This window comes from Pseudonocardia sp. EC080619-01 (genome assembly GCF_001420995.1).
Lineage (GTDB): Bacteria > Actinomycetota > Actinomycetes > Mycobacteriales > Pseudonocardiaceae > Pseudonocardia.
In genome coordinates this window covers 4,810,179-4,822,907 of sequence record NZ_CP012184.1, presented here as the reverse complement: position 1 = coordinate 4,822,907, position 12,729 = coordinate 4,810,179, and the positions used below count along the sequence as shown (strand labels likewise).

Annotated in this window: 12 protein-coding genes; 4 read left to right on the top strand and 8 right to left on the bottom strand. The window is 73.3% G+C overall.

Going from position 1 to position 12,729, the window contains the following annotated elements:
• Window positions 1–84 precede the first annotated feature (84 nt).
• Window positions 85–1,833 (top strand): DEDD exonuclease domain-containing protein, encoded by a 1,749-nt coding sequence (locus AD017_RS22635; protein ID WP_227012557.1) that lies wholly within the window; start codon window positions 85–87, stop codon window positions 1,831–1,833.
• A 75-nt stretch (window positions 1,834–1,908) separates the two neighbouring features.
• On the opposite strand, the gene AD017_RS22630 is transcribed toward AD017_RS22635, so the two are convergent.
• The 4 genes from AD017_RS22630 to AD017_RS22615 all read right to left on the bottom strand — a co-directional run bounded on the left by AD017_RS22630 (window position 1,909) and on the right by AD017_RS22615 (window position 6,323).
• A complete protein-coding gene (locus AD017_RS22630; RefSeq protein ID WP_010225591.1) occupies window positions 1,909–3,624 on the bottom strand; it encodes a cytochrome bc complex cytochrome b subunit in 1,716 nt (571 codons plus the stop codon).
• Window positions 3,621–4,757, bottom strand: a complete 1,137-nt coding sequence (locus AD017_RS22625) for a ubiquinol-cytochrome c reductase iron-sulfur subunit (protein ID WP_010225594.1) — start codon at window positions 4,755–4,757, stop codon at window positions 3,621–3,623. The genes AD017_RS22630 and AD017_RS22625 overlap by 4 nt, the downstream gene beginning before the upstream one ends.
• Complete coding sequence (locus AD017_RS22620) at window positions 4,754–5,644, bottom strand: cytochrome c (RefSeq protein WP_010225596.1); 891 nt, start codon at window positions 5,642–5,644, stop codon at window positions 4,754–4,756. The genes AD017_RS22625 and AD017_RS22620 overlap by 4 nt, the downstream gene beginning before the upstream one ends.
• Before the next feature lie 70 nt (window positions 5,645–5,714).
• Window positions 5,715–6,323, bottom strand: coding sequence for a heme-copper oxidase subunit III (locus tag AD017_RS22615; RefSeq protein ID WP_010225598.1), 609 nt, complete (start codon window positions 6,321–6,323; stop codon window positions 5,715–5,717).
• Between the two features lie 253 nt (window positions 6,324–6,576).
• Between AD017_RS22615 and AD017_RS22610 the strand changes: the two genes are divergently transcribed.
• The gene (locus AD017_RS22610; protein WP_010225600.1) at window positions 6,577–6,972 is read left to right on the top strand and encodes a response regulator; all 396 of its coding nucleotides are present in this window, start codon (window positions 6,577–6,579) and stop codon (window positions 6,970–6,972) included.
• A 12-nt stretch (window positions 6,973–6,984) separates the two neighbouring features.
• Complete coding sequence (gene trpD / locus AD017_RS22605; protein WP_139323907.1) at window positions 6,985–8,028, top strand: anthranilate phosphoribosyltransferase; 1,044 nt, start codon at window positions 6,985–6,987, stop codon at window positions 8,026–8,028.
• 322 nt (window positions 8,029–8,350) lie between these two features.
• On the opposite strand, the gene AD017_RS22600 is transcribed toward trpD, so the two are convergent.
• Complete coding sequence (locus tag AD017_RS22600) at window positions 8,351–8,629, bottom strand: Lrp/AsnC family transcriptional regulator (protein WP_010232544.1); 279 nt, start codon at window positions 8,627–8,629, stop codon at window positions 8,351–8,353.
• 295 nt (window positions 8,630–8,924) lie between these two features.
• On the opposite strand from AD017_RS22600, the gene AD017_RS22595 reads away from it, so the two are divergent.
• Window positions 8,925–9,233: a hypothetical protein gene (locus AD017_RS22595; protein ID WP_010232543.1), complete on the top strand. Its 309-nt coding sequence runs from the start codon at window positions 8,925–8,927 to the stop codon at window positions 9,231–9,233.
• Window positions 9,234–9,278: 45 nt separating this feature from the next.
• On the opposite strand, the gene AD017_RS22590 is transcribed toward AD017_RS22595, so the two are convergent.
• The 3 genes from AD017_RS22590 to AD017_RS22580 are packed head-to-tail and all read right to left on the bottom strand — an operon-like array spanning window position 9,279 to window position 12,656.
• Window positions 9,279–10,697, bottom strand: a complete 1,419-nt coding sequence (locus AD017_RS22590; protein ID WP_082398871.1) for an FAD-dependent oxidoreductase — start codon at window positions 10,695–10,697, stop codon at window positions 9,279–9,281.
• A 59-nt stretch (window positions 10,698–10,756) separates the two neighbouring features.
• The gene (locus AD017_RS34680) at window positions 10,757–11,629 is read right to left on the bottom strand and encodes a PaaI family thioesterase (protein ID WP_060575487.1); all 873 of its coding nucleotides are present in this window, start codon (window positions 11,627–11,629) and stop codon (window positions 10,757–10,759) included.
• A gap of 58 nt (window positions 11,630–11,687) precedes the next feature.
• Window positions 11,688–12,656 carry a helix-turn-helix domain-containing protein gene (locus tag AD017_RS22580; RefSeq protein WP_060576545.1) on the bottom strand — a complete coding sequence of 323 codons (969 nt, stop codon included), beginning with the start codon at window positions 12,654–12,656 and terminating at the stop codon, window positions 11,688–11,690.
• Window positions 12,657–12,729 lie beyond the last annotated feature (73 nt).

The following is a 12,729-nucleotide window of genomic DNA, read 5'->3' as shown; positions in this document are numbered from 1 at the left end:
GCCGGGCACGGAGCCCGATCGGAACCGGCCCGTCACCGACCCGGTTCGAACATACTGTCGGACCCCGGCGCTACGGTGCGGGACGTGACCCCCTGCTCCCCGCAGCTCACGTTCGACGAGCTCGGCACCCCGCTGCGCGACGTCACGTTCTGCGTCGTCGACCTGGAGACCACCGGCGGCAGCCACCGGGCCGACGCGATCACCGAGGTCGGCGCGGTCTCGGTACGGGGCGGGGAGTCGATCGGCGAGCTGTCCACGCTCGTCGACCCGGGCACGCGGGTGCCGGCCGACGTGACCCGGCTGACCGGGATCACGAACGGGATGCTCGCCGGTGCCCCGCCGCTCGGTGCGGTGCTGCCCCCGGTGCTCGACCTGCTCCGGGGGTCGGTGCTGGTCGCCCACAACGCCCCGTTCGACACCGGGTTCCTCCGGGCCGCGTGCGAGCGGCACGAGCGTCCCTGGCCGTCGCCACCGGTGCTCTGCACGGCCCGGCTGGCCCGCGCGGTGCTCCCCCGCAGCGAGTGCCCGAGCGTGCGGCTCGGGGCGCTCGCGGCGCACTTCGGCTGTCGCACCACGCCGGACCACCGGGCGCTGACCGACGCCAGGGCCACCGTCGAGGTGCTGCACCACCTCCTCGAACGCATCGGGAACCTCGGGGTGCAGAGCCTGGAGGAACTGCTGCAGCTGGTGAAGGACCGGGCGCCGCACCGCCCGACCACCGCGCAGCGGCAACGCCGTCACCTCGCGAAGCGGGTGCCGTCCGAGCCCGGGGTCTACCTGTTCCGCGGCGCGGGCGACGAGGTGCTCTACGTCGGCACGAGCGGGGACCTGCACCGCCGGGTCCGCTCCTACTTCACCGCGGGCGAGCGGCGCCGCCGGGTCCGCGACATGGTCGCTCAGGCCGAGCGGGTCGACACCGTCGTGTGCGCGCACGCGCTGGAGGCGTCGGTGCGGGAGCTGCGCCTGATCGCCGCGCACCGGCCCCGGTACAATCGGCGTTCCCGCAACCCCGGCCGCGCCTGGTGGGTGGCGCCGACGGCGGAGACCTTCCCGCGGCTCTCGGTCGTCGCCTCGCCGCGGGAGGGCGCACTCGGGCCGTTCTCCTCGCAGCGGGCGGCCACCGCCGTCCTCGACGCCGCGCTCGACGCGGTCCCGCTGCGCCGGTGCACCATCCGGATCCCGGCTCGCAACCCGTCCGGGACGCCGTGCGCGCTGCACGAGCTCGGGCGGTGTGCCGCGCCGTGCGCCGGGCTGCAGTCCGCCGAGGACTACGCGCCGGCCGTCGAGTCGTGGCGCGAGCTGGTCGAGGGCCGCAGCGACGCCCCGCTGCGCGCGCTGGCCGACGGGGTGGACGCCCGTGCCGCCGACGGCCGGTACGAGGCCGCCGCCCTGGCCCGGGACCGGCTCGCGGCGCTGGCCTCGGGTGTCGACCGGGCGGGCACGCTCGCCGGGCTCGCCGGGCTCGACGAGGTCGTCGGTGCCCGGCCGGACGGCAGCGGCGGCTGGCAGCTCGCCGTGCTGCGGCACGGCAGGCTCGCCGCAGCCGGGAACGCCCCGCGCGGGGTCCGGCCGATGCCGGTCGTCGAGGCACTGCGCGACGGGGCACAGACCGTCCTGCCCGAGCCCGGACCGCTGCGCGGCGCTCCCGCCGAGGAGGTGCGGCTGCTCTACCGCTGGCTGACCGAGGGCGGCACCCGCCTGGTGTACAGCACGCCGTCGTGGGCGGAGCCGGCCCGGGGTGGCGGGCCGTGGCGCGAGTGGGCGGACCGGGCCCGCGACACCGCGCACCGTACGGGCGAGCAGTCCCCCGACGAGCCGTCGCACCGCACCTGACCGCGCCGGCCCGGAACGCGGACGGGCCCCGCCGGAGGTGTCCGGCGGGGCCCGTCGTCGTGCGTTCCTAGGAGATCACTCGGTCGGCTGCTGCGGACGACCACCGTCGTCCGGCCGGCCGGCGAGCTCCTCGCGGCGGGACTCGAGCTCCCGGCGGGCGGCCGCGCGCTCGTCGCGCTCGGTCAGCTCCCGCTCGTGGGCCTCGTGCCGGGCGTGCGCCAGCTCCCGCGACTCCTCGGCCGGGTCCGGCTTCATCAGCGAACCCGGGACCGGCTCGCCGGCCGAGCCCAGCTGGTTCATCCGCTTCGGCACGGACGTGCCCTGGTAGTCCAGCTCGATCGCGTGACCGTGCGAGTCGACACCGGCCAGCGGCTGGTGCACCTCGATGAACTCGCCGTGCGGGAGCCGCTTGATGATGCCGGTCTCGATGCCGTGCTCCAGCACCGCGCGGTCCGACTTCTGCAGGCCCAGGCACCAGCGGTAGGTGACCCAGTAGACGATCGGCGGAACGATCATCAGCCCGAGGCGGCCCGCCCACGTCGTCGCGTTCAGCGAGATGTGGAAGAAGTACGAGATCCAGTCGTTGAACCCGCACATCACGAGCCACAGGTAGAACGAGATCGCCATCGCGCCGAGCGCCGTGCGGACCGGCACGTCGCGCGGACGCTGCAGCAGGTTGTGCAGCGCGTCGTCGCCGGTGAACCGGCGCTCGAGCGCCGGGTACATCCCGGCCACCACGAACAGCACCGGCAGGAAGCCCGCGGTCGGGATGAACGCGGCCGGGATCGTGTACTCGCCGAACAGGTAGAACTCCCACGGCGGGAAGATCCGGCCCATGCCCTCGGACCAGAGCATGTAGAAGTCCGGCTGGGACCCCGCGGAGATGTGCGAGGCGTCGTACGGGCCGAGGTGCCAGATGCCGTTGATCTGGAACAGGCCGGCGATCAGCGCGAGCACACCGGCGACGACGGCGAAGAACGCGCCGCCCTTCGCCGCGAACTGCGGCAGGATCCGCACGCCGACGACGTTCTTCTCGGTCCGTCCCGGGCCGGGGAACTGGGTGTGCTTCTGGTACCAGACCAGCCCGAGGTGCACCGCGATCAGCGCGAGGATGATCCCCGGCAGCACCAGGACGTGCAGGATGTAGAGCCTGGGGATGATCTCCGTGCCCGGGAACTCCCCGCCGAACAGCGCCCAGTGCACCCAGGTGCCCATGATCGGCACGGTCAGCGTGATGCCCGAGGCGATCCGCAGGCCGACGCCCGAGAGCAGGTCGTCCGGCAGCGAGTAGCCGGTGAAGCCGGCGAAGGTGCCCAGCAGGATCAGCACGATGCCGATCGTCCAGTTGGCCTCACGCGGCTTGCGGAACGCTCCGGTGAAGAACACCCGGAACATGTGGATGATCATCGAGGCGACGAACAGCAGCGCGGCCCAGTGGTGCAGCTGGCGCATGAACAGGCCGCCGCGGACCTCGAACGAGATCTCCAGCGCGGACTCGTACGCCCGCGACATGTGGACACCGCGCAGCGGGTCGTACGGGCCGTTGTAGACGATCTCCTCCATGGAGGGATCGAAGAACAGCGCCAGGTAGATGCCCGACAGGATCACGATGATGAAGCTGTAGAGCGCGATCTCGCCCAGCATGAACGACCAGTGGGTCGGGAAGACCTTGTTGAACTGCTTGCGCAGTCCGGCCGCCGGGTGGAACCGCTGGTCGAGCTGGTCGAGCGCCTCGGCGCCCTTCTCGTTCAGCCCTCCGGAGGAGGACGTCGGCGTGGTGATCGAACTCATGTCGTCTTCGGCCTCTCCCAGAACGCGGGTCCGACGGGCTCGACGAAGTCGCTCTCCGCGACGAAGTAGCCCTCCTCGTTCACCGTGATCGGCAGCTGCGGCAGCGGCCGCGCGGCCGGCCCGAAGACCGGCTCGGCGTCCTCCGTCGCGAGGAACTGCGACTGGTGACAGGGGCACAGGATGCGGTTGTCCTGTGCCTGGTACAGCGACGTCGGGCACCCGAGGTGGGTGCAGACCTTCGACCATGCGTAGTAGTCGCCGTAGCTGAAGTTCTCCTGGCCGGGACGCGCCGTGACCGGCGTACCCGGGCGCAGCCGGATCAGCATGACCGGCGCGTCGGAGGCGCGCTGCGCGTGCAGCAGCTCCTCCTCGTTCCCGCGCTCGCTCTCCCGGTAGGGGAAGACGGTCATCATCGAACCGGGCTCCATGTCCTCGGGACGCACTCGTGCGATCTCCCCGAGGATACCCGTGTCGGTGCGGAGGTACACGGTCTCGCCGCCCTCGGGGCGCCATCCGGTGTGCCAGAGCGGGGCTTCCTCGCCCTCGGCCCACGGGTTGCGGACGATGCCGCCGAGCGCGATCACGCCGGTACCGATGCCGAGCACCGCCGCCGACAGCCCGGCCGAGCGGATGATCAGCTTCCGGCGGCCGAGCGTGGTCCCGTTACCGGCGTCGGCCAGCTGGGCCATGATCGTCCGGCGGTCGATCTCGTCCGACGGGCCGTCGTGCCGCTGCTGGACCGCGACCTCGGCCGGGAAGAGCTTCTTCACGGCCTGGATCACCGCGATGCCGAGCGCCAGGATCGACATCCCGAACGTGAGGCCGATGACCGGGGTGTAGAGCGAGTACAGGCCGACGCCGGGCTCGCCGGCGTTGACGTACTCCCACGGCCACCAGATGAAGGCGACGACGAACGCGATCCCGGAGATCGCCGAGATCAGGAACCACAGCGCGACCGCGCGCTCGGCCCGCTTCTCCGCCCGCGTCCCCGGGATCGGGAAGGCGGGCGCGTTGTGCACGACCTCGACCTCGTCGAGCTCGCCGGCCAGGCGGGCCAGCTGCTCCGGCGACATCGCGTCGAGCTCCTCCTGGGTCGGGCGCCCGCCCGGCCCGGTGCTGACGTCGCTGCTCAAGACTTCGCCCCCAACCAGATCGCGAACCCGACGAGCCCGGACATGACGACGGTGAAGATGAAGATCCCCTCCGCCGTCGGGCCGAGACCCAGGAGCGCGTTGCCACCCGGGTCGTTCGTGTTGTTGACCGACTTGATGTACGCGATGATGTCCTGCTTCTCCTCCGACGTGAGCTGCTGGTCGGAGAAGCGCGGCATGTTCTGCGGGCCGGTCTGCATCGCGGTGTAGATCTGCTCCTCGCTGGCCGGGGCCAGCGCCGGGGCGAACTTGCCGGACGACAGCGCGCCGCCCACACCGGTGAAGTTGTGGCAGGACGCGCAGTTCAGGCGGTACAGCGTGCCGCCGCGCCCCGGGTCCTCACCGCGCAGCGCCTCCCCGCGCTCGACCGGCGTGACCGGTCCGCCGCCGTTCGCCTGGATGTAGGCGCCCAGCGCCTCCAGGTTCGCGCGGCCCTCGGCGGACTCCGGGTCGAAGATCGGCAGCGGGTGCTTGCGCATGGCCTGCGCCTCCTGGCGGGCCATCGGCATGCGGCCCGAGGAGACCTGGAAGTAGACCGCCGCGTCGCCGACGCCGATCAGGCTCGGCCCGCGGTCCTGCTCACCCTGCAGGTTCGCACCGTGGCAGGTGATGCAGGTGTTGTTGTAGAGCTGCTCACCCTTGGCGATCAGCGCGGCGTCCGGCTGCGCCTCGGCCAGCTGCGGCTGCGGCGCGAAGGCGGCGTAGAGGAAGCCGACGGACAGCAGGCCGAGACCGATGGCGAGGGCGCCCGCGATCCGGCGGCGCAGCTTGCCGTGCGGGCGGCGCCGGGCGCCGGCCTTCTCGTCCGGCCGGTTGCCCGGTGGTGGGTTCTGGGCTGCGTGGTCAGCGCCCTCGGGGTTCTCGGTCATCGCTGGGGGTCTTCCAACCTCGACGTCGTGGCGGGTGGGGAGTCTCGGGACGTAAGTGGGGCTCGGCCCGTTATCGGATGAAGTAGATGACGGCGAACAGTCCGATCCACACCACGTCGACGAAGTGCCAGTAGTAGGACACGACGATCGCTGCGGTGGCCTGCGCCGGGGTGAACTTGCTGAGCCTGGTGCGGATGATCAGGTAGACGAACGCCACCAGACCGCCGATGACGTGCAGGCCGTGGAACCCGGTCGCCATGTAGAAGACCGTGCCGTACGAGCTGGCGGCCATCGTCGTGCCGGTCTCGACCAGCTCGTAGTACTCGTAGGCCTGGCCGACGACGAAGAACGTGCCCATCGCCAGCGTCAGCAGGTACCACCGCCGCAGCCCGAACACGTCGCCGCGCTCCGCCGCGAACACCCCGAACTGGCAGGTGAACGACGACGCCACCAGGACGATCGTGATCGCGAGCGCGTAGGGGACGTTCAGGTGCGTGGGCGGGGGCGGCCAGGGCCCGTCGTTCTGCGCCCGCGCGGTGAAGTACATCGCGAACAGCCCGGCGAAGAACATCAGCTCGCTGGAGAGCCAGACGATGGTGCCGATGCTGACCAGGTTGGGGCGGTTCAACGAGTGGATCCGCGCGCTGATGTTGGGTGCCGCTGTCGTCACGCCCGGCATTATGACCCGACGCGAACTTCTACGGCTTGTCGGGATACCCCTTCCCGCATCACGATCGGCGAACGGTGCCGATGATCAGCAGGTCTTCGCCTGGTCGGGAGGCCGGGGCGCCGCCGTCGCCGGTGCCCGACCGATCGACGTTCGGGAGTGTCGGGGAGTTCCCCTAGTATCGGCCACCGTGGCGAGCGGAACAGCGGCAGGGATCGGCAGCGCGGCCGGTGGCGCGGCGGGGACGAGTGCGGGCACCAGCACCGTGCTCGTCTACAGCCACCGCCCCGAGGTCCGCGAGAGCATCATCCAGGCGGTCGGGCGGCGCCCGGCGCCGGACGTCGGGCGCGTGCGCTACGTGGAGGCCTCCGGCATCGCCGAGGTCCTCGCGGCGTGCGACGCGGGCACGGCCGACCTGCTGGTCCTGGACGGTGAGGCCCAGCCCACCGGCGGGATGGGTGTGGCGAAGCAGCTGCACCACGAGGTCACCGACTGTCCCCCGATCGTGCTCACCGTCCGCCGCCGCGACGACCGCTGGCTGGCCACCTGGTCGGAGGCCGACGCGGTGCTCGTGCACCCGCTGGACCCGATCGAGGCGGCCGAGGTGATCGCGCAGGTGCTGCGCGACCACCGGGCCGGCACGCTCACCGAGACCGAGTAGGGACCGCACCGCGTGACTGCACCGACCTGGCCGTCCGTCATCGGCCGCCTCATGCGTGGCGAGGACGTGAGCGCCGAGGAGTCCACCTGGGCGATGGGCCGGGTCTTCGCCGGCGAGGCGACGCCCGCGCAGCTCGCGGGCTTCCTCGTGGCGCTCCGCGCGAAGGGCGAGACCGCCGCCGAGATCTCCGGGATGGCCGACGCGATGCTCGCGCACGCGCTGCGGGTGGAGGTCCCCGGCCGGGCGGTCGACGTCGTCGGGACCGGTGGTGACCAGGCGCAGACGGTCAACATCTCGACGATGTCGGCGATCGTCGTGGCGGCCGCCGGCGCGCCGGTGGTCAAGCACGGCGGCCGGGCCGCGTCGTCGCAGTCCGGCACCGCCGACGTGCTGGAGGCGCTCGGCGTCGCGATCGAGCTGAGCCCGGCGGCGGTGGAGCGCTGCGTCGCCGAGCTCGGCATCGGCTTCTGCTTCGCGCAGGCGTTCCACCCGGCGATGCGCTACGCGGGCGGGGTGCGGCGCGAGCTCGGCGTCCCGACCGCGATGAACGTCCTGGGGCCGCTGTCCAACCCGGCCCAGCCCGAGACCGGGCTGATCGGCTGCGCCGACCCCCGGCTGGCCCCGGTGATGGCCGAGGTGTTCGCCCGGCGCGGCAAGTCCGTGCTGCTGGTCCGCGGCGACGACGGCCTGGACGAGCTGACCACGACCACGACCAGCTCGGTCTGGATCACCTCCGGCGGAGCGGTGCGCCGGGAGACGCTGGACCCGGCCGCGCTCGGGGTCCGGCCGGTGACCGCCGAGGAGCTGCGCGGCGGTCCGCCGGAGGTCAACGCCGCCGTCGTGCGGGACCTGGTCGCGGGCAAGGGCGGTCCGGTGCGGGACACCGTGCTGCTCAACGCCGCCGGTGCCCTGGCCGCACACCGCGGGGTGGACGGCGCGCTGGCCCCCGCCGTCGCCGACGCGATGGAGACCGTGGCGCGGGCGATCGACTCGGGCGCCGCCGCGGACCTGCTGGCCCGCTGGGCCGCGCTGTCCACCGAGCTCGCCGCGGGCTGAGCGCGCTGCCGGCCGACCGGCAGCGGGGACCGGGCCGGGCTCCCGGCCCGGTCATCGGCGCACCGGGTCCGCGGTCGTCCGGCGCAGTCCGCGGACCACGGACATCCGGCGCGGTCCGCAGTCGTCCGGCGCCGCCACGGGCATCCGGCGCGGTCTGCAGTCTTCCAGTGCGGTCCGCGGGCAAGCTGCGCGGTCCCCACCGGTGTGACCGCATCCGGCGACGGCCACCCCTCTGTGTGTAATCGCTGCCTCGAGCAGCGATTCCACACGGAGGGGTGGTCGGCCCTGGCCGTCCGGGCGGTGGAGAGCCGGGGATCCGCCCTCAGTCGAGGCCGATGGAGTAGGCCGCGTCGGTGTCGGCCTTCGAGTACGAGCGGAACGCGATGTGGGTGTCGGTCCCGACGACGCCGTCGACCTTGCTCAGCTTCCCGGCGATGATGTCGGCGAGCTCCTCGTGCTCGCGCACCTTCACCACCGCGATCAGGTCGACGTCGCCGGCGCAGGAGTAGACCTCCGCGACACCGTCGAGGTTCGCGATCGTCTGCGCGGTCTCGGGGATCCGGTCGGCTGCGGTGTGCACCAGGACGATCGCGGTGATCACGACGGGACTCCCCCTCGGGTCAGGGTCTGACGGTCGCCGCACAGGCTAGTGCGCGGATCCCGTGTGGCGCAGGCCGCACCTGGTTGCTACGGTGATCGCATGCGTTCCGTCGAGCTCACCCTTGCTCCGGCCGCAGCGCTGCCCGCACGACGTCTCGCGGTAGTAGCACTGCGCGTCGGCTGATCCAGGCCGCCGACGCGCCGCGCCCCATCCAGGCGCACCCCTCTCGTACGCCGAGACCTGGCTCGCGTTCACACAGCACGTTCTCCCTCGTGACGCACGGAGCCTTCTCATCATGAGCATCACCGCTGACCGCCCGACCACCTTCGCCTTCCCCGCCTCCTCCGGCGGCGCCGCGGACATCGCGTCCCGGATGCCGCGGCGGCACACCGTCGTCACCGGCGACGGGATGGAGGGTGTCATGCAGGTCGCGACGGCACTCCAGACCTGCGGCCGCACGCTGCGGGAGTTCTGCGTCGACGTCCGCGAGGGCGTCGCCTACAGCTCCGTCACCTGCACGATGTCGATGACGCCGTCCGAGGCCGACGAGTTCGAGACCCGGATGCTCGCGATGCCGTTCGTCCTCGCCGTCGACCCGTACTGACCGGTCGACGCGTACCGACCGGTCGCCCCGCACCGGTGGACCGGGTCACCGGCCTCCGGTCCGGGTGCCCCGGGCGGCGTCCAGCATCGCCGTGCGCTCAGCGATCTTGACCCGGTCGGTGCCGCCGCGCCGCTGCCCGAGCGCGATCTCTGCGGCGTCCAGGCGCTGCCAGTCCTCCCACAGCACCGGGTCGACGCCGAACTCCCGCAACCGGTCGAGCACGGCGTCGCCGCCGGGCCGCGGCGGGGTCGCGAGGCCGGGCAGGTCCGCCAGCAGCGAGGCCGCGGTCTCCGCGCCGTCGCCCTTGTTGGTCCCGATGACGCCGGTCGGCCCCCGCTTGATCCAGCCGGTGACGTAGCTGCCGCGCAGCGGCTCCCCGCCGAGCACCACCCGTCCGGCCTCGTGCGGGACCGTGCCGCCGGCACCGTCGAACGGCAGGCCCGGGACGGGCTCGCCGGCGTAGCCGATGGCGCGCACCACGAGCCCCGTCTCCAGCAGGGACGTCTCCCCGGTCCCCCGTACCGAGCCGTCCGGCGCGATCTCGTTGCGCTCGATCTCGATCGCGCGAACCCGTCCGGAACCGTCGCCGTCTCCACCGTCCCCGACGAGCCGGACCGGGCTGCGCAGGAAACGCAGGTGGATCCGTCGCCTGCCGCCGGCGCCGGGCGGGTCGGCCGCCCACTCGGTGAGCGTCTCCAGGACCTGCCGCATCCGGCGTTCCGCGGGCTCCTCGACCCCGGCGGCGAGGATCCCGTCGTCGTGCACCCGGATCTCGACGTCGTCCAGCTTCCCCAGCGCACGCAGCTCCGCCGGGGTGAACCGGACGTGCTGCGGCCCGCGCCGGACCAGGACGTGCACGTCGGTGACGGCGCTGTCACGCAGCCGGTCGAGGACCGCGTCGTGCAGGTCGGTGGCGGCGAGGTCGTCGGCGGGGCGGGCGAGGATGCGGGCGACGTCGATCGCGACGTTCCCGGCACCGACGACGACCGCACCGGCCCGGTCCAGCGCGGGTCCCGGCCCCGCCGCGTCAGGATGGCCGCAGTACCAGGACACGAACGCTCCCGAGCCGACCGATCCGGCCAGCCCCTCCCCCGGGATCCCGAGGTCGCGGTCGATCGCGCTGCCGGTGGCGTGCACGACGGCGTGGTAGTGCTCGCGCAGCACCTCCGGCGGCACGGCGCCGCCGCCGGCCGCGTCCCCGACGTGCACGTTGCCCAGGAACCGGACCCGGTCGGCGTCGTCGAAGGTGGACACCAGCGCCCGGATCACCGACTTCATCTTCAGGTGGTCCGGGGCGACGCCGTAGCGGACCAGTCCGTACGGGGCGGGGAGCCGGTCGAACACGTCGACCTGCGCGTCGGGATCGCCCTCCAGCAGGGCCTCCGCCGTGTACAGGCCGGAGGGGCCGGAGCCGATCACCGCCACCCGGTACGGCCGCGGGACGGGCACCTGCGGGGACGTCACGATCGCACCTCCGGCCGTCGGTCGGTGACGACGCTAACAGTCCCCGTCGCCCCCGGCGATCACGCGGCGCCCCGGATGCCCCCGCCCGTCACGCGCACCGCGGGACGGCCGTCGGGCAGCAGCAGCTCGGTGCGCAGCGTCCAGAACCGGCGGCCGTCGCGGACCGTCTCGGTGCGGACCCGCAGCGGCGCGTCGACCTGGACGGGCCGTAGGAAGTCCACGGTCAGCGCGAGCGGACGCGCGGTCGGGTCCGCGAGGTGGCGGGCCTGCGCGGCGGCGCCGATGCCGGTCAGGACGGCGCCGTGGGTGGTGCCGTTGAGGTTCACCGTCGACGGGCCGGGGGTGAACAGGGCGTCGTCGCCGTCGGACTCCAGGTTGTCCGGTACCAGCCGGGCGGGGTCGAACGGCGGGAGCTCGGAGCGGAAGTCGGTGTCGTCGTCGGGACCGCCGCCGGATCCGGCGTCGACCGCGGCGCCGCCCGATGCCAGCCCGCCCGGCCGGTCCGGGACGCCGGTCAGCGCCATGGTGACGACGGCGTGCGCGACCGGCACACCGGTGTCGTCGTACATCTCGGCGCGGCCGATCCCGATCTCGTCGTCGAGGTGCAGCAGGGTCAGGTCGGCGGTCAGCCACCGGGCGCCGGGTGCGGGGACGCCGGTCAGGTCCAGGCGCAGGTCCACGGTCGGGGCACCGGCGACGAGCTTGGCGGTGGAGAAGACGAGGTAGCCGATGCCGGAGTCGGCGAGCAGCGCGGGCAGCACGGGCAGGAGCCGTCCACCGTCGGTGCGGACACCGTCGGTGATCGGGGCGCGCAGCCGGATCCGCTCGGCGGTCGACGCCGGGTCGGGCACCATGCCCAGGCCGGTCTCGACCGGCGCGCGCCGCATCCGCTCGCGGGTGGACGGGCCGGAGGTCGACGACGTGGTGGGCATACCCGTCATCGTGCGATACGGGAACGTTTCGCAGGCGGGCGGGCGGGTGTGCCGTCCCTCACGCGGGGCGGCGCTCGTCGCGGTGGCAGCGGAACGTGCTGCGGTAGTCGGCCGGCGAGACGCCGAGGGCACGCCGGAAGTGGTGGCGCAGCAGCGCGGCCGTGCCGAACCCGGTGCGGGTGGCGACGGCGTCCATCCCGAGGTCGGTCTCCTCCAGCAGGGTGCGTGCGTGCAGCACCCGCTGCGCGGAGATCCACCGGTGCGGCGTGGTGCCGGTCTCCTCCACGAAGCGGCGGGCGAACGTCCGCTCCGACATGGCGGCCCGCCGGGCCAGCCCGGCGACGGTGTGCTCGCGGTCGAGGTTCTCCAGCAGCCAGGCCAGCACCGGCGCGAGCGAGTCGGCGGTGCACTCCGGGACCGGCAGCTCCACGAACTGGCGCTGCCCGCCCTCGCGCTGCGGAGGGACGACCATCCGGCGGGCGATGCCGTTGGCGACCGCGCCGCCGAGCTCGCGGCGGACGAGGTGCAGGCAGGCGTCGATCCCGGCGGCGGTGCCCGCACCGGTGACGAGGTCGCCGTCGTCGACGTAGAGGGCGTCCTCCTCGACGCGGGCCTCGGGATGGGCCGCACGCAGCTCGTCGGCGTGCTTCCAGTGCACGGTGCAGCGGCGGCCGGTGAGCAGCCCGGCGGCACCGAGCACGAACACCCCGGAGCAGACCGAGAGCACGGTGGCGCCGCGGGCGTGCGCGGCCCGCACCGCGTCGAGCGCGGCCGGCGGGAACTCGCGCAGCGCGGTCGCGGCGACGCACACCAGGTCGGCGCCCGCCAGCGCGTCGAGACCGTGCTCGGGAGTGATCGTGACGCCGCTCTTCGTCGTCACCGGCCGTCCGGCCTCGATCCCGCAGACCGACCAGTCGAGCACGGGCAGCCCGTCGTCCGAGCGGTCCAGGCCGAAGACCTCGCAGAGCACGCCGAACTCGAAGACCGCCAGCTCGTCGAGCACCAGCACGGAGACGCTGCGCAGCATGGACCGACGGTAGAGCGGCAGGAACCGGCCGTCCACGGTCGTTCCTGCCACGCGCCGTCGGGATCCCGCCGTG